General features: G+C 67.6%; 15 protein-coding genes and 1 riboswitch. Of the genes, 10 read left to right on the forward strand and 5 right to left on the reverse strand.

Features of this window, described 5'->3' with window-relative positions:
- Positions 1-44 precede the first annotated feature (44 nt).
- Complete coding sequence (locus tag HNQ05_RS06080) at positions 45-1,328, forward strand: arsenic transporter (RefSeq protein WP_147146967.1); 1,284 nt, start codon at positions 45-47, stop codon at positions 1,326-1,328.
- 20 nt (positions 1,329-1,348) lie between these two features.
- Here the strand turns inward: HNQ05_RS06080 and HNQ05_RS06085 are convergent, their stop codons facing one another.
- Genes HNQ05_RS06085 through HNQ05_RS06095 form a run of 3 tightly spaced genes read right to left on the reverse strand, consistent with a single transcriptional unit; the run spans position 1,349 to position 4,555 of the window.
- Positions 1,349-1,990: a response regulator gene (locus HNQ05_RS06085; protein WP_147146969.1), complete on the reverse strand. Its 642-nt coding sequence runs from the start codon at positions 1,988-1,990 to the stop codon at positions 1,349-1,351.
- Entirely contained in the window at positions 1,987-3,681 is a 1,695-nt protein-coding gene (locus HNQ05_RS06090) for a sensor histidine kinase (protein ID WP_147146971.1), read from the reverse strand. Before HNQ05_RS06090 ends, HNQ05_RS06085 begins: the two co-directional genes overlap by 4 nt.
- A complete protein-coding gene (locus HNQ05_RS06095) occupies positions 3,668-4,555 on the reverse strand; it encodes a PhnD/SsuA/transferrin family substrate-binding protein (protein ID WP_147146973.1) in 888 nt (295 codons plus the stop codon). The genes HNQ05_RS06090 and HNQ05_RS06095 overlap by 14 nt, the downstream gene beginning before the upstream one ends.
- Positions 4,556-4,729: 174 nt before the next feature.
- On the opposite strand from HNQ05_RS06095, the gene HNQ05_RS06100 reads away from it, so the two are divergent.
- From HNQ05_RS06100 to HNQ05_RS06115, 4 genes are read left to right on the forward strand one after another with little or no spacing between them, the layout of a single operon-like run.
- Positions 4,730-5,626 carry a 4Fe-4S dicluster domain-containing protein gene (locus HNQ05_RS06100; RefSeq protein WP_147146975.1) on the forward strand — a complete coding sequence of 299 codons (897 nt, stop codon included), beginning with the start codon at positions 4,730-4,732 and terminating at the stop codon, positions 5,624-5,626.
- An 11-nt stretch (positions 5,627-5,637) separates the two neighbouring features.
- On the forward strand, positions 5,638-6,831 hold the full coding sequence (gene nrfD / locus HNQ05_RS06105; protein WP_147146977.1) for an NrfD/PsrC family molybdoenzyme membrane anchor subunit: 1,194 nt from the start codon (positions 5,638-5,640) through the stop codon (positions 6,829-6,831).
- 1 nt (position 6,832) lies between these two features.
- Positions 6,833-10,027 carry a molybdopterin-dependent oxidoreductase gene (locus tag HNQ05_RS06110; protein ID WP_147146979.1) on the forward strand — a complete coding sequence of 1,065 codons (3,195 nt, stop codon included), beginning with the start codon at positions 6,833-6,835 and terminating at the stop codon, positions 10,025-10,027.
- 44 nt (positions 10,028-10,071) lie between these two features.
- Positions 10,072-10,470: a cupredoxin domain-containing protein gene (locus tag HNQ05_RS06115; RefSeq protein WP_147146981.1), complete on the forward strand. Its 399-nt coding sequence runs from the start codon at positions 10,072-10,074 to the stop codon at positions 10,468-10,470.
- A gap of 67 nt (positions 10,471-10,537) precedes the next feature.
- On the opposite strand, the gene clpB is transcribed toward HNQ05_RS06115, so the two are convergent.
- Together clpB and HNQ05_RS06125 are read right to left on the reverse strand one after the other, a co-directional pair.
- Positions 10,538-13,105 carry an ATP-dependent chaperone ClpB gene (gene clpB, locus HNQ05_RS06120; RefSeq protein ID WP_147146984.1) on the reverse strand — a complete coding sequence of 856 codons (2,568 nt, stop codon included), beginning with the start codon at positions 13,103-13,105 and terminating at the stop codon, positions 10,538-10,540.
- A gap of 260 nt (positions 13,106-13,365) precedes the next feature.
- Positions 13,366-15,204, reverse strand: a complete 1,839-nt coding sequence (locus tag HNQ05_RS06125; RefSeq protein ID WP_183677658.1) for an Ig-like domain-containing domain — start codon at positions 15,202-15,204, stop codon at positions 13,366-13,368.
- Between the two features lie 588 nt (positions 15,205-15,792).
- Here HNQ05_RS06125 and HNQ05_RS06130 point away from each other — a divergent pair.
- From HNQ05_RS06130 to HNQ05_RS06150, 5 genes are all read left to right on the forward strand, one after another.
- On the forward strand, positions 15,793-18,657 hold the full coding sequence (locus HNQ05_RS06130) for a DUF11 domain-containing protein (RefSeq protein ID WP_147146988.1): 2,865 nt from the start codon (positions 15,793-15,795) through the stop codon (positions 18,655-18,657).
- Between the two features lie 56 nt (positions 18,658-18,713).
- Complete coding sequence (locus HNQ05_RS06135) at positions 18,714-21,833, forward strand: phage head spike fiber domain-containing protein (protein WP_147146990.1); 3,120 nt, start codon at positions 18,714-18,716, stop codon at positions 21,831-21,833.
- Between the two features lie 30 nt (positions 21,834-21,863).
- On the forward strand, positions 21,864-22,568 hold the full coding sequence (locus tag HNQ05_RS06140; protein WP_246104109.1) for a Clp1/GlmU family protein: 705 nt from the start codon (positions 21,864-21,866) through the stop codon (positions 22,566-22,568).
- 9 nt (positions 22,569-22,577) lie between these two features.
- On the forward strand, positions 22,578-22,949 hold the full coding sequence (locus HNQ05_RS06145) for an acyl-CoA thioesterase (RefSeq protein WP_147146992.1): 372 nt from the start codon (positions 22,578-22,580) through the stop codon (positions 22,947-22,949).
- A gap of 37 nt (positions 22,950-22,986) precedes the next feature.
- Positions 22,987-23,077, forward strand: a riboswitch (TPP riboswitch).
- 37 nt (positions 23,078-23,114) lie between these two features.
- On the forward strand, positions 23,115-24,158 hold the full coding sequence (locus HNQ05_RS06150) for a thiamine ABC transporter substrate-binding protein (RefSeq protein ID WP_147146994.1): 1,044 nt from the start codon (positions 23,115-23,117) through the stop codon (positions 24,156-24,158).
- Positions 24,159-24,233 lie beyond the last annotated feature (75 nt).

Genomic DNA, 24,233 nt, shown 5'->3' on the forward strand with positions numbered 1-24,233 from the left:
AGGAACGGACGTTCTCCCGAAAGCGCGGGTGTAGCATGGGCGGCATGGCGGTGGCGTTCGCTGTTTTCCTCCTGACGCTCCTTCTCGTCGTCGTTCAGCCGCGGGGGTTGGGTATCGGCGTGGGCGCATTGGTGGGAGCCGGATTGGCCCTGGTGTTGGGCGTGGTGCGGTTGGAAGACGTTCCTGTGGTCTGGGGCTTCGTATGGGACGCTACCTTCGCTTTCGTCTTCGTCATCTTGATCAGCCTCGTTCTGGACGAGGCTGGGTTCTTTCGCTGGGCGGCCTTGCACGTTGGGCGCATCGGCGGCGGTAAGGGAGCCTGGCTGTTCGTGTTGGTGGTGCTCCTGGGTGCGGCGGTCGCTGCAATGTTCGCCAACGACGGCGCAGCCCTGATTCTCACGCCCATCGTCATGGAGATGCTGCTGGCCCTGGGGTTTACGCCTGCGGCCAGTTTGGCCTTCGTCATGGCCACCGGGTTCATTGCCGACACCGCAAGCCTTCCTTTTGTGGTCTCCAACCTCGTCAACATCGTGAGCGCCGACTATTTCGAGATTTCTTTCGATGCGTACGCCCGGACGATGCTTCCCGTCAACGCGGTGGCGGTGTTGGCCAGCTTGGCGGTACTGTGGTGGTTTTACCGCAAAGAAGTGCCGCAGCGGTACGACACGGGCAAGCTCCCCACGCCCGTGAGCGGGGTTCGTGATCCGGTCGTGTTCAACCTGGGTTTCGTGGTGCTCGTAGTTTTGCTTGCAGGCTATTTTTACTCGGGTCCGCTTGGCGTACCGGTATCGCTGGTGGCCGGAGCCGGCGCCGCGATTCTTCTGGGGGTGGCCTCCCTGCGCAGGCTGTCGGTGGGCAGGTTGTTGCGTGGGGCGCCGTGGCAGGTCGTGCTCTTTAGTCTGGGCATGTACCTGGTGGTCTACGGACTCAGGAACCAGGGGTTGACCGCATACCTCGCCGGGCTGCTGGAGGGATGGTCTTCAGGGCCGCTCGAGGCCGCCCTGGGCACCGGGATTCTGAGCGCGCTAATGTCGGCGACCATGAACAACATGCCCACGGTAATGGTCGTGGCGCTTTCGATCGATCACGCCAGCGTTACGGGGGCGGTGCGCGAGGCGATGATCTACGGCAATGTGATCGGATCCGACCTGGGGCCGAAGTTTACACCCATCGGCAGCCTGGCCACGCTCTTATGGCTGCACGTCCTGGAACGAAAAGGGTTCAAGGTTGGATGGGGGCGTTACTTCAAGACCGGGGTGGTGCTCACCACCCCTGTGCTGCTCGTGACCCTGATCTTCCTTGGTTTTTGGCTGCCTCACCGCGGTTGAGTGTCGGCCGGGCGGCCGACTCAGGTCTCGTCCAGTAGTCCCACCTCGAGGGCCCAGCGCGTGAGCGCCGCCCGGGAGCTCAGGCCCAGCTTCGACGCCGCCCGCTCCCGGTACGTCGCCACCGTTTTTTCGCTCAGCTCCAGTTCGGCGGCGATCTGTTTGTAGGTCATCCCCATGGCGATGCCCCGGACCACCGAGCGTTCGCGCGCCGTGAGGACCTCGGGCGTGGGCCTCGGCTCCTCCTGCCGGTGCTGGATCATGGCGTAGAGCAGGTCCTGGGGCACGTAGTGCTCGCCGCGCGCCAGGGCTTTGACCGCATCCATCAGTTCGTACTCGATGCTGCTCTTGCCCAGGTAGCCCGATCCTCCCGCGGCCAGGAAACGTTCGGCGTATTCGGCCTCCTCGTGCATGGAAAGGGCGAGAAGTTTGAGGTTGGGGCGAAGTGCCTTCAGCCGGCGGGCGCAGGCGATGCCGTCGATGCCGGGAAGGGAAAGGTCGAGGATGGCGAGGTCGACCTCGGTCGCTGTTTTGGCCAGCTTCTCCAGCGCTTCCTCGCCCGAGATCGCCTCGCCCACGACGGTGACCTCGCCGGAGCGCTCGAGGATGAACCGCACCCCGGCGCGCACCACCGGATGGTCGTCGACCAGAAAAACCCGAATCATGCCCGGACCTCCACCGGGAGGGGGACGCGGGCGTAGATCGAGGTTCCCTCGCCCGCGTTGCTTTCGACGACGAGTTCGCCCCCCACCAGCTCGACGCGCTCGCGCATGCCGATCAGGCCGCTGCTGCTCTCGCTCACCCGTCGGGGGTCGAAGCCGGTGCCGTCGTCTTCGACCACCAGCTGGACGTGGCGGTTGTGCTCTTTGAGCAGCACCGAGACGTGTTTCGCCCGGGCATGCCGCACGACGTTGGTCAGGGCCTCCTGCGCCACGCGGTAGAGCACGGTCTCGAGCTCGGGCGGAAGCGGGCGGCTGCAGTGAACGAAGACGTCGCTCTCGATCTCCGCGAAGCCGGCCATCTCCTGGACCATCCGCCTGAGGGCGGCTTCAAGACCCAGCTCGTCGAGGGCGGCGGGGCGCAGCTCGCGGCCGATGCGGCGGACGTCGGAGAGCGTCGTCTCCACGAGGCGCTTCAGGGCGTGCAGCGTGGGCGGAGCCGGCTCCAGCGCCTCGAGCCCCAGCCGGAGGGCGGTGAGCGACTGCCCGACCTGGTCGTGCAGGTCCTTGGCGATGCGCCCGCGCTCCTCCTCCTGCGCCCTGAGCAGGGCCTGGAGCAGGCGGCGGCGTTCGAGCTCTTTTTCCCGGATGTGCTCGTGCACCCGGGCCCGCTCGAGCCCGTTCCTGAGGTAGTCGGCCACCGCCGCCAGGAACGCTTCGCTGGCCGTGCCTCCCGAGAGCGCGAGCACGACCTCCTCGTTGATCTCCAGCGTCTGGAAGCCCTCGACGGGCCGGCCCAGCTGCAGCTGCCGCAGCGCCGGGCACTCCGAGGGCGCAACCTTGCAGCCCACGCGCAGGAGCGAGCCCCCCTCGGCGGTGGGGCTCAGGGCCTCGGCGCAGGAGAACCAGCGGGTCTCCACCAGCGTGTTCAAGGTGGCCCGGAGCATTTCCTGTGGGTCCAGCGTCTTGTTGAGGCGCTGGCCCAGCAGGTTGAGCGTCCTCAGCTCGAGCGATCTTCGCCGTGCGGTCTCGGAAAAGCGCTCCAGGGCCCGACCCAGCACGCCCAGCTCGTCGTTCGGCACCGGGACCTGCGCGCGCCTGCCCTTTTCCAGGTTCTCCACCGCGGCGACCATGCCGCGCACCGGCGCGAGAAAAGCCTTGGTCATCCACCCCGCCACCAGCGCGGCGGCAAGGCCGCCCAGGAGCAGGGCCAGGGCGAGGTTGGCCAGGGTGCGGCGCACTCCGTCCAGTGCGACGTTTTCGTACACACCGAGCCAGAGGCTGCCCGCCTGCCCCCCGAGCAGTTCCACCTGCCGCTGGCGCACCGGCCCGGCTTCGCTGGCGATCCGTTCCCGCTGACCCAGATCGAGGAGCGCGTCCGGGAAACCCCCGTCGAAGGTGTGGGTGAGCAGGTCGCCGCCGGGGCTCAGCAGATAGGCGTAGGCCAGGTCGGGGTGCTGCTGCTGGGCGCGCTTGAGGATGCGCCGCACTGTGTAGAGGTCGTTCATCAGCACGTAGTCGGTGAGCTCGCCGGCCAGGCTCTTCGACAGACCCTCGATGCGTGCGTCGAGCGCGTGGTTCGCCTGATCGTTGAGGATGACGTAGGCGGAAAGCCACAGGCCGCCCCCCACGATGGCAAAGGTGACCGCGACGATCCCCAGCAGTTTCGCGCGCAGGCTGACGCTACGGCGCGGCATGCGGCTCCTCCAGGAACTGCGTCCAGACCCGCCGGTAGGGCGCCGAGTCCGTAGGGGTGAACCGGGCAATGTGCAGGGGGCTCAGCAGGCTTTTGTCGAGCGAGGTGAGGGCTGCGAGCAGGTCGTTTACCTGCGCCTGGGGCAGCCCGGAGCGCACGACCAGGGGCGGGGGCGGATCCTCGGGGCTCTCCCAGAGCACCCGCAGCTCGCGCTCCAGCCCGGGGTCGTCCTTAAGCAGGCCGAAGTACACGATCCCGTCGACCGCCGCGGCGTCGACGAACCCGTCGAGCAGCGCGCGTATGGAGCGGTCGTGCGAATAGGTGAAGACGGTTTGCGAGAAGAAGGTTCGGGCGTCCACCCCCCGGTTCCGGAAGTAGCGCTGCGGCCAAGCGAAGCCGGTGTTGGAAAGCGGGTCCACGAAGGCGAAGCGGCGGTTCGCCAGGTCCTCGAGCCCCCGCACCTGCATGTCGGCGCGGGTGAGGATTACCGAGCGGTAGGGGGCGTACTCGTAGGGAACCCCGGCGGCGACGGCGCGCAGGTAGCCTTCGGAAACGCCTTTCCCCGCCGCCAGGGTGCAGAGGAAGCCCACCTGCGCCGTGCCTTCCCGCAACAGCTCGAGCACGTCGGCGTAGGTGCGGCGCTGCAGCACCACCACGTCGCGCCCCAGCTTTTCGGCCAGCGCCGCAGCGAGGCGGCGGTAGGGTTCCGAAGCCCGGGGCGAGAGCATCCCGGCCACCGCCACGACCAGCGCTTCGCCGCTGTCCGGGACGCGCACCTCGGGAACGGTGGGGTCGAGCTCCCCCAGCCGGACGCTGGGGAGTTGAGGCGAACACCCCGCCAGGACCAGCAGGAAGAGAACGGCGATTCGACGCATCTTTCCCCTATCCTAGCCGACCCGTGGAATCGTCGCCGGGAGGGACGTCCTGCCGCGTTGTGGGAGTTTGAACCACAAATCGGCCGGGACAAACCTCCCCGGCAACGTGGGAGGCCGACGGACCCGCAAGGCCGCGACCCCCCCCTAGGGTGAGGGCAAGAAAGGGGGAAAGCTATGGCCAACCACGAGGACCGACGCGACTTTTTGGAGAAGGTGGCCTCTGCCGTCTTCGCCGGCATGGTGCTTGGCGGGGCGAAGGTCGAGGCGCAGGCCCCCGCAGGCGGCGTCGAACCCACGCCGCCGCCGCCCTTCAAGATCAGTTCGGAGGCCCAGGAGGACGTGCTGCTGCGCATGCAGCGCGACCTGCAGCGGGCGTTAACGAAACCGATCGAGGAGCGCAGGTGGGGCATGGTCATCGACACCCGCAAGTGCGTGGGCTGCCACGCCTGCACCGTAGGGTGCGTGATGGAGAACAAGCTCCCGCCCGGCGTGGTTTACCGCCCCGTCATCGACATGGAGGTCGGCGAGTATCCGAACGTGGACCGTAAGTTCCTGCCGCGGCCCTGCATGCAGTGCGACAAGCCGCCGTGCGTGCCCGTATGTCCGGTGGGGGCGACCTGGAAGCGCAAGGACGGCATCGTCGAGATCGACTACGACGCCTGCATCGGCTGCCGTTACTGCATCACCGCTTGCCCCTACAGCGCCCGCACCTTCGACTTCGGCGAGAACTGGACCGACGCGGCCGCCGCCGGGAAGGACGGTCCGCTGGCGCTGGAGACGGGCCGCATCTACGAGGAGCTGCCCAACTTCGAATACGGAGAGACCTGGGAGCGCGGCGAGGGCATCATCCCGCAAAGCCCGGTGGGCAACGCCCGTAAGTGCACCTTCTGCATTCACCGCGTCGAGAAGGGCGTGCTGCCCATGTGCGTGACCACCTGCATCGGCCGCGCCACCTTCTTTGGCGACTTCAACGATCCCGAATCGCTGGTTTCCGAGCTGATCGCGCGCAACAACGCCGTGCGGCTCAAAGAAGAGCTGGGTACGGAGCCCAAGGTCTACTACCTGGTCTAGAGGAGGCGGTCATGGTACAGAAGAAATACCCTTACGGATGGTTGTCGGTGGTGGGCTGGGTAGCCTGGCTGGCCCTGGCCGTGTTCGGCGGGTGGGGCCTGATCGATCGGTTCCTCTACGGCCACCGGCTGGCGGACTACAGCTCGTACGTGCCCTGGGGGCACTGGGTGGCGGCCTACATCTACTTCATCGGGCTTTCCGCCGGCGCCTTCCTGCTTTCCAGCCTGGTCTACGTCTTCGGGGTGCGGCAGCTCGAGCGCATCGCCAAGCTCTCGCTGTTCACGGCGATCGTCACCCTGCTGATGGCGCTGGTCACGATCTGGTTCGACCTGGGGCACCTCGAACGCTTCTTCTACGTCTTCACCCGCCCCAACTTCCACTCCATGATGGCCTGGATGGTCTGGTTGTACACGGCCTACTTCATCCTGCTGGTCGTCGAGCTCTACTACGCGATCCGGAAGGACGCCGTCAGCGACGCTGCGCTGAAGGCGCGCTACCAGCGTTACCTCACCTGGCTGGGCGGGATCGGCATTCCGCTGGCGGTCGCGTTCCACGGCGGGGTCGGCGCCCTCTTCGCCACCGTCATCGCCCGCGACCTCTGGCATACCCCGATCTACCCCATTCTTTTCCTCACCGGCGCGCTGCTCTCCGGCGGGGCGTTGATGACCGTGGTGGTCGCGTACTTCTGGCCTAACCGCTCCCCCGCCTGGCGGGAGACGGTGAGCTACCTGGGCAAGGTGGTGCTGGGTCTGCTGCTGCTCGATGCGCTGCTCGAGTGGGCCGAGTACTCCATCCCGATGTGGTACGGCATCGGCGCCGAGTACGACAAGCTCATGTACGTCCTCTTCGGTCCGTTCTGGTGGAACTTCTGGATCGTGCACGTGCTGCTCGGCGTGCTCATCCCGCTGGTCCTGCTGGTGTGGTACCGGAAGCCTTTGGGAATCGCCCTGGCCAGCCTGTTGATCACCGTGACCTTCTTCGCGGTGCGCCTGAACCTGGTCATCCCCGGACTCGTCTTCCCCGAGCTGAGGGGGCTCGAGCGCAGCTACACCGACCCCATCCCGCCGGTGAACCGCCTGAGCTTCGACTACCTGCCCTCGGTCTTCGAATGGCAGATCTTCTTCGGCGTGATCGCCATGGGGATCGCGCTCTTCTACATCGGCTACCGCTGGTTGCCGCTCGTAACCGACAAGGAGGTGGCATGAAATGAAGGTCAACCGCAGGGATCTCTTGAAAGCGGGCGCGGTTTCCGGGGCCGGCGCGCTGCTGGGGGCCGAGGGGCTCCGGCTGATGAACCGCGCCATGGCCCAGGGTGAGGGCGCCTACCCGCTGGTGGAGCCGGAGAACATCATCTACGGCCTGTGCCTGCAGTGCCACACCGAGTGCACCCTGAAGATCAAGCTGCAGGACGGCGTGGTTTCCAAGATCGACGGCAACCCCTTCAGCCCGGGCAACATGCAGCCGCAACTCGACTACGCCACCTCGCCCCAGCAGGCGGCGAAGGTGGACGGCTCGATCTGCCCCAAGGGGCAGGCGGGGGTGCAGACGCAGTACGACCCCTACCGAATCCGCAAGGTGCTCAAACGCGCCGGCCCCCGGGGTAGCGGTAAATGGAAGGCGATCTCGTTCGACCAAGCCATCGACGAGATCGTGAACGGCGGCAAGCTCTTCGCCGACATCGGCGACGACCGGGTCTACCCCGGCTTCAAGGACGTCTTCAAGCTCAAGGACGCGCGGCTCGCCAAAGAGATGGCTGCCGACGTCGCCGCGATTCGCGCGGGCCGGATGACGGTCCAGGAGTTCAAGCAAAAGCACAGCGCCCACCTGGACCTGCTCATCGACCCCGACCACCCCGACCTCGGTCCCAAGAACAACCAGTTCGTCTTCATGGCCGGCCGCATCGAGCACGGCCGCAAGGAGTACGCCAAGCGGTTTACCTTCGGCGGCCTGGGCTCGATCAACTGGTACGCCCACACCACCATCTGCGAGCAGGCCCACCACATTGCCTACAAGTACGCCACCGCCCAGTGGGTTGAAAAACTCGGCAAATACAGCTGGAAGAAGGGCAAGGACCACATGAAGCCCGACTTCGAGGGCGCCGAGTTTGTGATCTTCTGGGGGACCGGTTTCGCCGAAGCCAACTTCGGGCCCCCGCCGATGACGCCGCAGGTCACCCAGGCAGCCACCGACGGCAAGCTCAAGTACGCCGTGATTGACCCCCGGCTTTCCAAGTCGGCGGCGCACGGCTGGTGGATCCCGGTCAAGCCGGGCGGTGACCTGGCCCTGGCGTTGGGGATGATTCGCTGGATCATCGAAAACCGGCGCTACGACGCCGCCTTCCTGAGAAACGCCAACAAGGCGGCGGCGAACGCCGGGGGCGAAAAGAGCTGGAGCAACGCCACCTGGCTCGTCAACCCCGAAACCGGCCGTTTCATTCGCGCCAGTGAGCTCGGTCTGGGCGGCGAAGGCGAGTTCGTGGTGCTCGCTTCCGGCCGGCCGGTGGCGGTGGACCCCTACGACAGCGAACAGCCGGTGACGGGGGACCTCGAGGTCGACACCGAAGTTGGCGGCCTCCCCGCCAAGTCCGCCTTCCAGGTGCTGAAGGAAGAGGTCTTCAAGCACGACCTCGACTTCTACGCCCGCGAGGCCGGCTTGGAGAAGAAGACCATCGTCGACCTGGCCCGCGAGTTCACCAGCCACGGCAAGCGGGCGGCCATCGACTTCTACCGTGGGCCCATCAAGTTTACCTACGGGTACTACGCCGCGCAGGCGATCATCCACCTGAACCTGCTCATCGGCAACATCGACCACAAGGGCGGCCTGGTGACCGGCGGCGGCAAGTACAACGCCATGGGCGGCGTCTTCGACCTCAAGAAGATGCATACCGGCGCCCTCACTCCGTTCGGCGTCAAGAGCAACCGCGAGGCGAGCGGACCCTACGAGACCAGCACCCTCTTCAAACGCGACGGCTACCCCGCCAAGCGGCCCTGGTTCCCCTTCACTGACGACGTCTACCAGGAAATCATTCCCTCCGCGGCGTCGGGTTACCCGTACCCCATCAAGATCCTCTGGCTACACAAAGGCACGCCGGTGCTGGCCACCCCTGCGGGTCACCTGCAGATCGACATGCTGAAGGACCCGGACAAGGTCCCGCTCTACATCGCCGACGACATCGTAATTGGCGAGACGAGCATGTACGCCGACTACGTCTTCCCGGATCTGACCTACCTGGAGCGGTGGGCCTTCGAGGGGTTCAGCCCGGCGATCAAGGTGAAGAACTGGAAGCTGCGCCAGCCGGCGGCGGCTCCGGTCCCCGAGATCGTCGAGGTCGATGGGGAAGCGATGCCCATCAGCATGGAGTCGATGATGCTGGCCATCGCCAAGAAGCTGCGCGCGCCGGGCTACGGCAAAGACGGCTTCGCCACCAGCTGGGACTTCAACCGCCCCGAGGACTACTACCTCAAGATGGTGGCCAACGTGGCGATGCAGGATCCGCCCGTCCCCGCGGCGCCGGACGCCGAGGTCGAGCTGCTGCGCAAGGCGCGGCGCCACCTCCCCAAGGCCGTCTTCGACGAGGGCAAGTGGCGCAAGGCCGTTGGTGGCGGGGTGTGGCGCCAGGTGGTGACGGTGCTGAACCGCGGCGGACGGTTCGAGGCCTGGGACAAGGCCTACGCGCCGGACGGTGAGTTCGTGGCCCACACCTGGTCCAAGCTGATGAACCTCTACGCCGAGCCCATTGGCACGGGGGTGCACTCGGTGACGGCGAAACGCCTTTCCGGCGTGCCCCGCTTCGAGCGGATGACCGGCTTCGACGGTACCGTGATCGAATTCCCCTCCGAGTACGACCTGAAGCTCTTCACCTACAAGGAGATCTACGGTGGCCAGTCGCGCACCTCGAGCAACTACGCCGCCCAGCAGGCCATCCAGCCCGAAAACTTCGTGCACATAAGCGCCAAGGACGCCGAGCGTTTGGGCCTCCGGGACGGCGACGTGGTGCAGGTGCGCTCCCCCGACTTCGAGGGCACCTTCGAGGTGGCGCCCGGCCGCAGCGAGCGCGTCGAGGGCAAGGTGCGGGTCAGCCAGGGGATCCGCCCCGGCTCCGTAGCCATCTCCTGGCACTACGGCCACTGGGCCTACGGGTCCAGCGACGTCGAGATCGACGGCACGACCGTGGCGGGCGACCCCACCCGGGGCCGGGGCCTGGTGCCCAACCCGGCGATGGCCGTAGACCCCTACCTCAAAGACGTCTGCCTCACCGATCCCATCGCCGGCGACTCGGCCTACGGCGGGACCTACGTCAAGCTCGTCAAGGTGGCGGGCGCCGTCGCGGAGGGCGCAAAGCAGAACGCACGCGCGGCTGCGATGGAAGAGGCGGCCCGCGCGGTGTTCCGGAATTCCTAGGAAGGAGGTGAAGGGGCGGGGACGCACGTCCCCGCCCCCGTTTCATGAAACGCCTGTTGGTTTGGACGCTGTTGTTCGCGGGCCTCGCCCTCGCGGGGGCCCCCGTCGAGATACGGTTTACCGCCGGGGGACCCGATCCGTCCCGGCTGCATGTGCCCACCGACCAGCCCTATAGCCTCATCCTGATCAACCAAACGAACGAGCCGGTCCGGCTGTTCTTCGATCAGAAGACGGAGCTGAGCCCTCCGGAGCAGGCCTTTGCCGCCCGCTTCCTGGCCGAGGGCCCGCTCGTGGTGCCGGCCGCCGGGCGGCTCGAGCTGGAGTACTGGCCCACCAGGACGGGCATCCTGCACCTGCGGGTCACGGAGGGGTCCGCCCGGTTCCTGCTCGAGCTGATCCTCGAGCCCCCCGAGTACTACGAGGGGCCTTCGGGCTGCAGCTGACCCCGCTTCGGCGGCTTCGACGAACGAACCCCCGCCGCGGCGGGGGTTCGTTGTGGCGACCGGCTCCTCAGGCCTCGACGGGGTGGGTGGTCTCGAAGATCAGGCCGCGGTCGCCCACCTTGACGAGGACGGTGTCGCCCTCGCGCACGTTTCCGGCCAGGATCTCCTTGGCCAGCGGGGTCTCCAGCTCCTTCTGGATGACCCGCTTGAGCGGGCGGGCGCCGAAGACCGGGTCGTAGCCGCGCTCGCCCAGCCAGCGCTTGGCCTCGTCGGTGAGCTCGAGGGTGATCCGCCGCTCCGCCAGCCGCTTCTTGAGGCCGGCCACCTGGATCTCGACGATCTCGATGATCTGCTCACGGGTGAGCGGCTTGAAGACGATGATGTCGTCCAGGCGGTTGAGGAACTCGGGGCGGAAGTGTTCCTGCAGCACCGCGAAGACCCGCTCCTGGATGCGCTCGTAGGGCTGGCCCTCCTTGATGCCGTCGAGGATCAGGTGGCTGCCCATGTTCGAGGTCATGATGATGACCGTGTTGCGGAAGTCCACCACCCGGCCGTGGCTGTCGGTGAGGCGGCCGTCGTCGAGGATCTGCAGCAGGATGTTGAAGACGTCGGGGTGGGCCTTCTCGATCTCGTCGAAGAGGATCACGCTGTAGGGCTTGCGCCGCACCGCCTCGGTGAGCTGGCCGCCCTCCTCGTAGCCGACGTAGCCCGGAGGCGCGCCGATGAGCCGCGCGACCGAGTGCTTTTCCATGTACTCGGTCATGTCGATGCGGATCATCGCCTCTTCGGTGTCGAACAGCGTCTCGGCCAGCGTCTTGGCCAGCTCGGTCTTGCCCACGCCGGTGGGGCCGAGGAACATGAACGAGCCGATGGGGCGGTTCGGGTCCTTCAGGCCGGCGCGGGCGCGGCGGATGGCGTCGGCCACCGAGCGAATGGCCTCGTCCTGACCCACCACCCGCTTGTGCAGCTCGTCTTCGAGGCGCAACAGCTTCTCGCGCTCGCCCTCGAGCAGCTTGGCCACCGGGATGCCGGTCCAGCGGCTGACCACCTCGGCGATGTCCTCCTCGGTCACCTCGAGGCGGACGTACTGCGCGTCCTTCAGCTGCTCGGAGAGCCGGTTGACCTCCTCCTCCAGCTTCGGCAGCACCCCGTACTGCAGCTCGGCGGCCTTGTTGAGGTCGTAGCTGCGCTGGGCCAGCTCGATCTGGGTGCGCAGCTCGTCCAGCTCCTTCTGCTTCTCGCGCAGCTGGTTCAGGATCTCGACCTCGGCCTGCCACTCGGCCTTCATGGCCTCGATCCTTTCGGTCAGCTCGGCGATCTCCTTCTCGATCTCCTCGAGCCGTGCTTTGGAGTCGGGGTCGGTCTCCTTCTTGAGCGCTTCACGCTCAATTTCCAGCTGCAGCTTCTTGCGCTCGAGCTGGTCGATCTCCTCGGGCTGGCTCTCCAGCTGCATGCGCAACCGCGCCGCCGCCTCGTCGATCAGGTCAATCGCCTTGTCGGGCAGCCGGCGGTCGGAGATGTAGCGGTGGCTGAGCGTCGCCGCCGCCACGATGGCCGGGTCGGAGATGCGCACGCCGTGGTGGACCTCGTACTTCTCCTTGATGCCGCGGAGGATGCTGATGGTGTCCTCCACACTGGGCTCGTCCACCAACACCGGCTGGAAGCGGCGCTCGAGGGCGGCGTCCTTCTCGATCTCACGGTACTCGTCGAGCGTCGTCGCCCCGATCAGGCGCAGCTCGCCGCGGGCCAGCGCCGGCTTGAGCATGTTGCCGGCGTCCACCGCGCCCTCGGCCTTACCGGCGCCGACGATGGTGTGCAGCTCGTCGATGAAGAGGATGATGCGGCCCTCGCTGGCCGTCGCCTCGGCGATGACCGCCTTGAGGCGCTCCTCGAACTCGCCGCGGTACTTGGCGCCGGCGAGCAGCGAGCCCATCTGCAGGGCGATGATGCGTTTCTCCTTGAGCCCCTCGGGTACGTCACCGCTCACGATCCGCTGGGCCAGGCCCTCGACGATCGCCGTCTTGCCCACGCCCGGCTCGCCGATGAGCACCGGGTTGTTCTTGGTGCGCCGCAGCAGGATCTGGATGGTGCGGCGGATCTCCTCGTCTCGGCCGATGACCGGGTCGAGCTTGCCCTGTTCGGCCAGCTCGGTCAGGTCGATGCCGTACTGCGCCAGGGCCTCGAAGGTGCCCTCGCCATGTTCGCTTTCCACGGTTCTTCCTCCTCTAACCTCGTCGATGATCTTCTTGAGCTCGTCCGCCGCCGGCAGGCCGGGGAAGTTCTCCTCGGCGATGGCCAGCAGCAGGATGTCGAGGGCGACGAACTTGTCGCCCTGAGCTTCGGCCAGCTGCTCGGCGCGCCCCAGGACGCGGTCGAGCCGCTGCGAAAGGTACCGGCCGCCCTCGGCGCCCTGCACCTTGGGCAGGCCCGACAGTTCCTTGTTGGCGGCGTCCACGGCTTCCTTGGGGTCGCGCCCGGCGCGCTCGAGCAGGCGTGCGGGCAGGCCGGTGGGGTCGCGGAACAAGACCACGACCATGTGGGGCAGGTCGATCTGCTGGTGCCCCAGTTCACGCGCCAGCACCTGGGCTTGCGCCAGAGCTTCGCGGGATTGTGCGGTCCATTTCTCCAGGTTCATGACGTCCTCCTATGACCGTACATAAGCATAACACTTGATAAAGGTAATATCAAGTATTTTGGGCATGCCTTTCGGCCATGGTACGGGGACCAGGAAAACCCCCTCGTGCGAGGGGGTTACCTGGCGGACCGCCCAGGGTACGAAGCTGCGACCGGTCCGGCTCGGCGTAGGTCGCCCGGGCCCTTTGAGCCGACGGCCCCTGGGCTACGAAACGAAACGAGCGCGCCCGGCGGGGGTCCAGCGGCCCGGCCGCAAGCCGTTCACCGGGCCAGTCCGTTGTAGCGCTCCACCAGCACGTGGGCGCCGCTGCCGGCTTCCTGGTGCCAGCTGATCAGCGGCAGGTCGTGGCTAAACACGGCCAGGGAAGCCCGCCGCCAGGTGTCGGCGTTGCTCAGCGTAAAGGCTTTCCCGCCGACCGTGTCCCAGCTGGTACCCGCGTCGTTCCAGCGCATCACCCAGCCGCCTTGGCCGCTGGCCAGATCCTGATAGAGGACCAGCAGCGGCATGCCCTGCGCATCCGTTGCCAGGGCCAGCGGCCTGGTGGTAGCGCCGGCTTCGGTGGCGATGGCGCCGCCGAGCGCGTCCCACTGCCTGGCGACGACGTTCCAGCGGTCCACGTGGGTGCCGCTGTCCCAGTTGCTGGCAAGGTAGAGCTCGTCGCCGGGGCCGAGGGCGAGTTTGTACCGCCATGAGTCGGGGGCGGTGTCTTGGTGGTTGACGGCCGCGCCGAGCTGCTGCCAGCTGGCCCCGTCCCAACGGTTGACCGCCACCCCACCGGCCACGGGCTTGGCGTAGTAAACCGCACCGCTGGAATCCACTAAGGCCGGGGAGGCTTGTGAGGAAGCCCCCTGCGAGTAGGCGGCGCCAAGCGGGTCCCAGCTGGCGCCGGCCTCGTTCCAGACGGCCAGCTGGATGTGGTACTGGCCGCTTACCTGGTTCCACCAGATCACGGCTACGGTGCCGTCGGCTCCGGCCGCCACGCCGATGTCCTGTGCGCCGGCGGCCTCGGCGATCGCGCCGCCGAGCTGCTGCCAGCTGCCGCTGCTGTGCTGCGCATCGTCCCAGACCCAGCGCTTGACGGTCATGCCGTCGTTGCTGTTGGTGTAAGCCACCAGCGGCCGGTCGGCGCCGTCCAGCGTCATGGCGGCGTAGTTGAAGTTGTTGCTGGTGGGGGCGCCGTCCACCGGGCCGGTTCCCAGGAGCTCCCAGCTTTCCGCTGTCGCGTTCCAGCGTTTGGTGAAGACGTTGATGCCGCCGTAGTTGTTGGGCTCGGTGAACGTTACCACAACGGAGCCGTCGGTGCCCGCGGCGACTTGCGGGAACTGAGAGAACTTGTTCGATAGTATGTCGAGCGAGCCGCCCATGGCGGCCCACTCGGCGGCGGTGTCGAAGCCAAAGCCGGCCGCGGCGCTGGGGTTGCCCGCCGCGTCCTTGACGCCGCTCACGACCACGTCCAGGCGGGTGGGGAGGCTGGCCGGAGCGCTTTGCAACGTGAGCCGGACCTCGGTGTGCTCGGCGTTGAACGAGGCGGTGTAGTCAAGGCTGGTCGCGCCGTCGCGGACCGCCACCGTCGCCGGCGTGACGGAGGCCGGGTCCACGGCCTCGCTGAAGACCAGCACGATCTCATCGGCCAGCAGGACCCCGGTCGCGCCGTCGGAGGGCACGTGGCTTTGCAGTTCGGGTGCGGTCACGTCGGCGCTCTCGAAACCAAACGAGGTGGCCGCCAGCAGGTTGCCGGCGAGGTCGCTGACGTTCTGCAGCTCCACCGTCACCGGCGCCGGGCTGGCGGCGGGGAAGGAAGTAAGCGTGAGTGTAAGCGTCTTCTTGTCGGAGCTGAGGGTGTGCGTGTAGCTCAGACTCGCGCTGCCGCTGCTGAGCTTGACGTTGGCGGGGGTCACGCTGTCCGGAGCGATGGCCTCGCTGAAGTTCAGCCGGACGGGGTTGTGCAGGTCCACCCCGGTGGCCCCGTCGGCCGGGGTGTGGCTCACCAGCCGGGGCGGGGTGGTGTCGGCAGGGGGTGGGGGTGAGCCGCAGGCCGCCAGAAGGACGGGAAAAAACGCCAAAATCCAAACGTAGAAATACCTGAGAACCGTGGTCATGCCGCTCCTTTCCGCCGACAATCGGTGGAAGCTGATTCTCGACGCGGGTTGGTCAAATTGTAACAGAAGCTCCATTGCGCGGCGGGTTCAGCCCGCGGAGCGGCCAGGGGGGACGGGCCGGCCGGCTCGGAGGCCGGCCTGGCCGCGGTGCCGGCCCCGCCCGGCAGCGCCGCAGGCGCGCGCCGCCGGACCTTTCGCGCCCACCCAACGTGCCCGAATGCGACCCGCGCCCCGGTAACGCGGCACCGGTTTGACGCCCGGCTCCTTCGCTTTGGTGCAGCACCTTACCTGAGGGCCGCGGCGTCAAATCGACGGCGCGACCGCCGGTGTCCTTTCCCCGGAAATGTGCTTGGGTTCACGCACGATGAGAAATTTAACGTTTCTTTAACGCCGATGTTAACGGTAAATGTTCTTGTATTCTGAGAAGCTCTTGCATAGGATGAGGATGCAATGAATAACGAGAGGGGGGAGGTGGTGAAGTGAGGTAAACGCGGTACAGGCTTCAGGCAATCCGTCCACGATCCGTTTACGACTTCAAAGCTATTTCCACAAGCAGGACCCATCATTTTCGGCCTATTGGAGGTACACATGCAAAAGCAAGCAAGGTTGTGGTTGTGGGTATTGGGATTGGTGTTCGTGCTCGCGGCCTGCTCGCAGCCGCAGGGCAACAACGGCACGAATCCGAACGTGCCCCCGCCGCCTCAGACCGCCGTGCTGAAGATCGCCATTGACGGCGTTTCCGCGGCGGACGTTGTTTTGGCCAAGGGGCAGGAAGTGCTCTTCCAGGGTACCGTGGCGGGCGAAAAGACGCTCGAGCTCGGCCCCGGGACCTACACCCTGGACGGCATGCCCGTCAGCGGCATGATCGATCCTTCGCCGATGCTCGTCGTGCTCGACGGCGGCTCGCAGGTAACCGCCAAGCTCGAGTACAAGCCGGTAGCGGTCGAGGGCGAACCCGGCATCGCGCGCTCGCTGCAGGTGATCTCGGTCACCGACGTGATGGGCGTGGACCTGCCCGGCCTGCCGGAAGCGAACATCAACAAGGACGTAATGATCTACGCTTCGCAGACCGAGGAGCCGGTGTGCGTGACCCTGCAGGCGCTGGACGAGAACGGTGACCCGGCCGCCTTCGTGCCCGTGGTGGTCAACATCGCCGACGGCACCTGGATGGACGACCGGATCGCCATCATCCGCGGCTGCGCGACCGAGGGCGACTACGCGGCCATGGGCTTCCGCGACGGCCTGATGACCGACGCCGAGGGCATGGTCAAGTTCACCCTCTACGCCACCTTCGGTTCCGAAGCCTACGATTGGGTGTACGGCATCGCCAAGATCACCGCGGCCGCCGAGAACTCCGACGACACCAACGTGCTCGAGGAGTTCAAGTTCTACTTCTACAACATCGCCCACCTCTGGGCCGGGTTCGACGGCGACAAGCCGGTGCCCACCGACCAGCGCGTAGGCGCCAGCTTCGAGCGGGTCAACATCTTCGACCCCTACCCGCCCGAGCGGGAAGAATTCCCCAACACCTTCTGGATCGACACCGCCGTCTACTCCAAGCAGCCGCAGTTCCGCCTTGACCGCGGTTTCTGGGAGGACTTCTACGGCGGTTACTTCTACATCCGCTACGAGATCGTCGACGGGGCCGACAACGTCCACTTCGTGGCCTGTGACGACCCGGTGTCGGCCACGGTCTGCAACGACTACGACACCAACATCGGCTTGCAGCCGAACGACGACATCGGCCTCGAGGATCTGCCCATCAGCGCGACCGTGAAGGCCACGCTGGTGATCGCGCAGCCCTACGGCAAGACCCTGTACGAGTTCGATCTCAAGGACTACACGGTCACCAAGACCTGGATCGGCAGCTACCTCAAGATCGACAAGCAGATCGACCACCACGTCCTGACCTGGTACGGCCCCGAGCACACGCTCGACCCGGCCAACGCGGTGCCCGCGAACTCGGTCTTCACCGCCACGGTGACCCTGACCGCGACCAACGAGGGCAACGCCCCGGTCTACGACGTGAGCATCGCCGACCAGCTGCCGGCCGAGCTGGGCGTGATCGAATCCACGCTCAACCCCGCGGGCGGCACCTACGACGCCACCAACCACGCAGTGACCTGGAACTACCAGACCGCCGGCGCCTACGAGCCGAAGTTCAAGCAGCTCGACCCCGGCGAGTCGATCACGGTCACCTTCCAGATCTACGTGCGCCAGAAGCCCGGCTTCTGTGTGGATCCTGAGGACCTGGCCGCCGCCAAGTTCTACGCCGTGCCCTTCATGTTCGGCTACGACCGCGACGGCGAGTACTGCTACGAAGACCCGTACTTCGTGGTGAACGGCGCGCAGCAGCGCGACGTGACGGCCAGCTGGTTCACCGGTGCCCCCGAAGCCGAAGGCGGCTTCCAGGCCGTGGTGGACTTCAACGGCTGGTACTACGAAGACCAGGCCATCGTCTGGGCCGTCCGCCCGATCTTCGACATCGACAAGGTCCTGACCAACGCGCAGGATCTGCCGTTCCAGGTCGGTATGGACGCCTTCTTCGACATCACCCTCTACAACCTCGACCGCCCCGAGTACGCCGGCCTGATGGCCCAGTACCCGGCCGAGTTCGACGGTTCGGAGCGCGACAACCCCTACGGGCGTGACGTGCAGGTGGGCGACGGCTTCCTGATCGGCCTCGACTTCAACACCACCAACCCGATCACCCTGGTCGACGACGACGGCGTGAACCCCGATCAGACCTTCGCCGCCAACGCGGCGCCGGGCGACTTCCTCGGCTTCGCCGACAAGAGCATGTTCTGGGCGACGATCCCGCTGATGGGCGGCGGCGACGTGGCCAGCACCACGCTGGTGCTCGACAACAACCTGCCGGGCATCCACATCAACCTCGCCGGCGCGACCGCGGCCAACATGAACCAGTTCACCAACAACTGCCGCCCGCCGTTCGAAGGGGTGGACGCCAGCGCCATCGGCATGCCGGACCTTCCGCAGCGGCCCAACCTGGTCTTCGACTGCGCCTGGTCCTTCGTGATCGAGCCCACCGACCCCTGGGTCGAGCTGAACGGCATCGGCAACTGGGACGTCTACACCTTCCAGCCGAACGTGACCCGCGGCAGCGACTTCTACTACCTCTACGAGATCCGCAACTCGGGTGACGGCGTCGCCGAGGGTGTCTCGCTGGTCGTGACGCTGGACAACGCCAACGCTACGATCCTGGGCGGTGCCAGCAGCCACACCGCCGTGGCCGCATTCAACGGCTCGAGCCTGAGCTTCACGCCGTTCGACCTGGCCCCGGGTGACACCGCCTTCTTCGCGGTCTTCGCGCACGCCAACGCCGTGGGCAACAACTCGGCGACGGCGACCGTGGACTACGCCAACCCCGACACGCAGGCTCCGCTGGTTCCCTACAGCATGATCGAGACCGTCTCGATCCAGCCTCCCTTCTAGCCCTCTCGGGCCCCCGGACCGCCGTGCGGTCCGGGGGCCGCTCTCTTTTCTGAACTATGAAACGAACCCTCCGTCTTGCCCTCCTCGCAGCGGTCGTGCTGTTGCTGGCGGCCTGCGGCACGGCGCGCCGTGCCGCCATCACCTCGCTGGTCGTGACCGTGCCCAACGCCACCGTCAAGATCGAGGGCGTGGAAAAAATATTGTCGATCCAGTATCAGATCAACGGCCGCGGGGCCGGAACCCTGAACGGCCCGCTCGCGCCCGGAACCTATACCCTGCCCCTGGAAGGGCTCATGTGCTACGGCTCGAACCTGCTCCAGGTCTCGGCTCAGGTCGTCAGCAACGGCGGGGTTCAGCTCACCCTCGAGCGCAGCGCCACCTTCGACTACACGCCGGACCCCCCGCAGCTGGTGCTTGCGAGCCCCGTGGGCGCCGAGCCGGATCAGTTCATCTCGGTCCCCGTCCGCATCGACAGCGACGTGCGCTTCGGCTGCCCGGCGGCCCTCGAGTTTCGCGACGCGTCGGGGGCGCTCCTGGCCCGGGAGCCGCTGATGGTGCCCGGCCAGACGAGCGTGGTCCTGCCCGCCCGCGACGCCGAGGGAAACTACAACTACACTCTGACCGCCACACTGGGCGACTGGCGGGTGCGCCGCCCCTTCCAGGTCGAGGTCGGCCTCCCCGTCGTCAAGGGGCAGCTCGAACTCGTCCTCGAGGGCGTGGCCGCGGCCGACGTGCTGGTGAACCAGGGAACGCAGACGGTCTTCAACGGCACCGTAAACGGCAGCACGGTGCTCGAACTGCCGGTGGGCACCTACACCGTCGACGGCCTGCCTCTGGACGGCTACGTCGACCCGCCGGCGACCGACGTGGAGGTGCTCGAGGGTCAGACGACGCAGGTGATCCTGACCTACACCCAGGGCACCCCGCCCCCGCCCGACGGCGGGATCACCCTGGTGGAACCCGCCGACGGCACGGTGATCACCGAACCCCGCTTCAACGTGGTCGTGGATCTGGCCGATCCCGGGCAGTACGTGCGTATGGACGTGCAGTTCACCGACATGGGCATCCTCGACTCCTGGTACGTGGACGGAAACAGCCACTTCGTGCGCGAGCTGATCCTCGACCCCACGCTTTACAACGGCCCCCACGACCTGCTGGTGCGGGCGCAGAAGCTCGACGGCACCTGGGTGAACGGCCCCACCCACGCGGTGACCCTCAACGTGCCCTGGAACGCCTCGGCCTGGGTGGAGTACCAGAACCTGCCCCCGCTGCTGCGGCTGGTTCCGGGCGAGAGCACGAGCTTCACCGCCACCGTGCGTTCGCGCAACGGCTTCGAGGGCACCGCGCTCTTGAGCGGAGACCAGAACGGCAACGTCGTCGTCTCGGTGAGCCCGTCTTCGGTGGTGCTCACGAACGGGGGCAGTCAGAACGTCACCGTCACGGTGCAGGTACCCGCGGACGCGGTTTCCGGGGAGTACGCCCCGCGCCTCTACTGGCAGGACGAGTACGGCCTGCGCCGGGGCTCGGCGAGCTTCACCCTGCAGACCTCGCGGCCGCCCCAGGTCAGCCTGGACGTGCCGGCCAAGCCCACCGCCGCTCCGGTGACCGTAACCGCGAACGTCAGCGACGACGGCACCCTCGACCGGGTGGAGTTCTACCTCGACGGCAACCTGGTGGCCACCGACACCGAGGTTCCCTACAGCTGGAGCTGGGATCCCGGTCTCCAGGCCAACGGCGTCCACACGGTGCGGGCGCTGGCCGTCGATACCCTGGCGTTCTCGGGTGAGGCGCAGGCCAGCTTCGACCTGAGCCTGCCCTTCGGGGTGCGCGACGAGGTCGCGCTTCCCGGCGTGCCCACGGCGGGGCCGGTGGTGCTGGGCAGCGGGGTCTACTGGGGCGGCGACGGCTGGGTGGCCCGTGTGGACAGCGACACGCTGGCCCTCGCCCAGCGGGCCGTCTCGGGGCAGGTGCTGGAGCTGTGGAACGATCAGGGCATCCTCTACTTCCGCACCACCCAGGGGGTGTACTACATCGGCGCCGACCTCACGGGGCTGGTTCCCGTCTGGGAACCGGGCACCCCCGTTGGCGTCCGCGCGGGGTCCGCCTACTTCGCCTCCGGCAGCGTCCTGCGCGCCGCCGGCACGGGCCCCTGGTCGCTGGACGTGGGTGAAGCGATCGTGGGTCTGGGCACGGACAGCAACTACGTCTACGTCGTCACGCCCGCCCGCATCCTGGCCTACGCCCACAGCGCGGCCGCGGCGCCGGTGACCTACGAGCGGCTTCCGGCCGCCCCCACGGACGGCTTCGACGGCTGGGGCCGGCTCTGGCTGGTGGAGGGCGCGCGGCTGGTCGGCCGCGACTTCGCCCTCAACCCGGTTCAGGATCCGAGCGCGCTCGACGCCGCCAGCTGGTCGGCCGCCGGGGTGACGGTCGCCCCCGACGCCCTCGCCGCGCCCGACGGCAGCACCACCGCCGAGCAGGTCACGGCCGGCGTGGAGGGGTACGCCCTGGGGCAGACGGTGGACGTCAAGGAAGGGGAGACCTACACCTTCAGCTTCTGGGCCTACCCGGGGGCCGGGAGCGAGGCCTACTACGCCGTCAGCGACGGGTCCGGCAACCCCATCGTGCCCGAGACCGACTACGCCGCCGCGCTTACGGCGGGCAGCTGGTCGCGCGTGGCGGTGACCTTTACCGTGCCCGCGGGCGTCGGCCAGGTCGTCCTCTACCCCTTGAAACGCGAGGCCAGCGGCTCCGATCCGCCCCTCGCCGCCGACGTGGACCTCTACCTCTGGGGCGTGCGCCTCGACGTGGGCAACACCGCGCTTGACCCCGCCCCGACGGTGACCTACGACCTTTGCGGCGCCTACGCCGGGCGCAGCCGCACCAGCGTGGTCTGGATCCACGACGCGGGCGGCTGCCTGACCCGTCTGGACGACGCCGGCCCGAGCCTCTTCCACACCTTCGCCGGACCGCTGGCGGCCGCCCCGGTGACCGACGGGCCCGTCTTCGCCACCGAGGCGGCGGGCGGCCTGGTGGCGCTCGACGCCGCGGGGACGGTGCTCGAGCAGCAGACCCCGGTGACCGCGGTCGCCCCGGTCGGCGCCCTGGCCGACGCGGTCTGGCTCTGGCAGGCCTACGACGACGGCACCGCCCGACGCATGGACCCGCTGCCCTGAGCCCTGCTAGCGTGGGGTGGGGAGGCGGGCGTGAACCTGGTGCTCGTAGGACCCACCGACCGCGGCAAGTCCACCCTGGCGCGGGCGCTGGCCGAACGCGCCGCCCGGCGGTTCGGCCGCGCTCACCTGCTCGACCTGGACGTGGGACAGGGCAGCCTGCCGGGCACGGTGACGCTCTTCCGCTGGGACCGCGCCGGCGTCCGCGTGTGGCGGCGGTTGCTCGTGGGTAAGGTGCAGCCGCTCGGCGCCGAGGCCTGGCTGCTGGCGGCTTCCGCGCGGTTGGCGCGCGCGGGCGGGGCGGTCTGGGTCGCCGATACCGACGGCTGGGTCGAGGGGGCGGCGGCCCGCCGTTTCCGGTACCAGCAGGTCGAGGTTCTGGGGGCGGCGCAGGTGGGCGTTCTCGGCGACGCGGACCTGCGCGAGATCTTCGCCTGGCGCCGCGACCTGGAGGTGCGGACCCTCCCCGCGCCGCCGGGGGTGCGCGCCAAGACGGCCGCCGAGCGCCGCCGCTTGCGCAAACTGCGTTTGCTGCGGCACCTGCAGGGGGCCCAGCCGCGCGAGCTGGAGCTCCCGCCCGCCCGGCCCGGCTACCTTTTCGCGTTGCTGGACCGGGAGGGTTGGTTCCTGGGGTACGGGGCGCGCACCCAGGACGGCCGGCTGCTGACCCCGGTGCGCTGCGAGCCGGCGCGGGTGGTGCCGACCTGGGTCCGGGTGCCCCTCGCGGGGCTTTGGTAGCTTGGGGGCATGGAAAGCGAAGCCCGCACCCTCGAGATGGTCTTTCCCGAACACACCAACCCGCTGGGCAACGCCTTCGGCGGCTTCGTCCTGGGGCTGATGGACAAGGTGGGTTCCTACGCGGCCGCGCGCCGCGCGAAGAAGCCGGTCGTCACCGTGGCCGTGGGGCGCGTGGAGTTCGAGGTGCCCATCCGCGCGGGCGATCTGCTCGAGGTGGTGGCCCGGGTGGGCCGGGTGGGCCGCACCTCGCTGACCGTCCAGGTGGAGGTCTTCAAGGAGCGCTTCGGGGGCGGCGAGGCGACCCGGGTGCTGGCGACCCGCGGCGAGCTTGTCTACGTGGCCATCGACGAGGAAGGCCGGCCCACGCCGGTCGACGGCTAGCCGGCGGACCGGGTGGCCGCAAACGGCGCTATACTGGAGGCGTCACCGGGGGTGCCCTACGGGCTGAGAGACACCCTTGGAACCTGAACCGGGTAATGCCGGCGTAGGGAAGGTGACGGGCAAGCGCCCCACCCTTCCCCCTCCCGCGTGACAAGGAGGGGTTTTATGTTGAAGAAGCTGCTGTTCCTCGTTCCTCTGGTCTTCGGTCTGGCGCTGGCGGAAACGCTCGTCGTGCTCACGCACTCGAGCTTCGCGCTCTCCAAAGAGGTGATCGCGAGCTTCGAGCAGGAGACGGGCATCAAGCTGCGCTTCGTCGAGGGCGGCGACGCCGGTGAGACGCTCAACAAGGCGATCCTCAGCAAGGGCGCGCCGATCGCCGACGTGATCTACGGCATCGACAACACCTTCCTCTCGCGGGCGCTGGCGGCCGGCATCCTCGAACGCTACTCGACGCCCGCGATCGGGGCGGTCCAGAGCCGCTTCCTGCTCGACCCCACGCTGACGGCGTTGCCGGTCGACTACGGCTATGTGGCGCTCAACTACGACAAGGACTACTTCAAGGACCAGGCGCTGCCACGGAGCTGGGACGAGCTGGCCCGGCCCGAGTACGCCCGGCTCTTGGTGGTCGAAAACCCGGCCACCAGCTCGCCGGGGCTGGCCTTCCTGCTGGCCACGGTGGCCTCGCTGGGCGAGGACGGCTACCTGAGGTTCTGGGAAAGGCTGCGCGAGGGCGGCGTCAAGGTGGCCCCGGGCTGGAGCGAGGCCTACTTCGCCCACTTCACCCGCTACGGCGGCGACCGGCCGCTGGTGGTCAGCTACACCACCAGCCCCGCGGCCGAGGTCTATTTTTCGGAAGGTAAGTACAGCGAGCCGCCCACCGGCAACCTGCTGTGGCCGGGGGCGAGCTTCCTGCAGGTCGAGTTCGTGGGTATCCTCAAGGGAACCAAACACCGCGCCGCCGCCGAGAAGTTCGTGGACTGGCTGCTCTCGAAGCCCGTCCAGGAGGACATTCCGCTCAACATGTGGGTCTGGCCGGTGCGGCGCGACGCCAAGCTTCCCGAGGTGTTCGAGTTCGCCGAGCGGCCGCTCGAGCCCGCCGAGCTTTCCCCCGAGGCCATCGCCAAGAACCGTGAGCGCTGGATAAGCGAGTGGGAGGCCGTCGTCGTCCGCGGCCGGAGCGCGGAAGAAGTGATTTTCAAGAGGAAATAGCCCGTGGCCCGTGGCTTGTGGTTTTCCCACGAGCTACAAGCCACAAGCTACGGGCCGCTTCCCCCACGCACCACG

Origin of the sequence: Oceanithermus desulfurans, assembly GCF_014201675.1 — a bacterium.
In the GTDB taxonomy this organism is placed as follows: Bacteria; Deinococcota; Deinococci; order Deinococcales; family Marinithermaceae; genus Oceanithermus; species Oceanithermus desulfurans.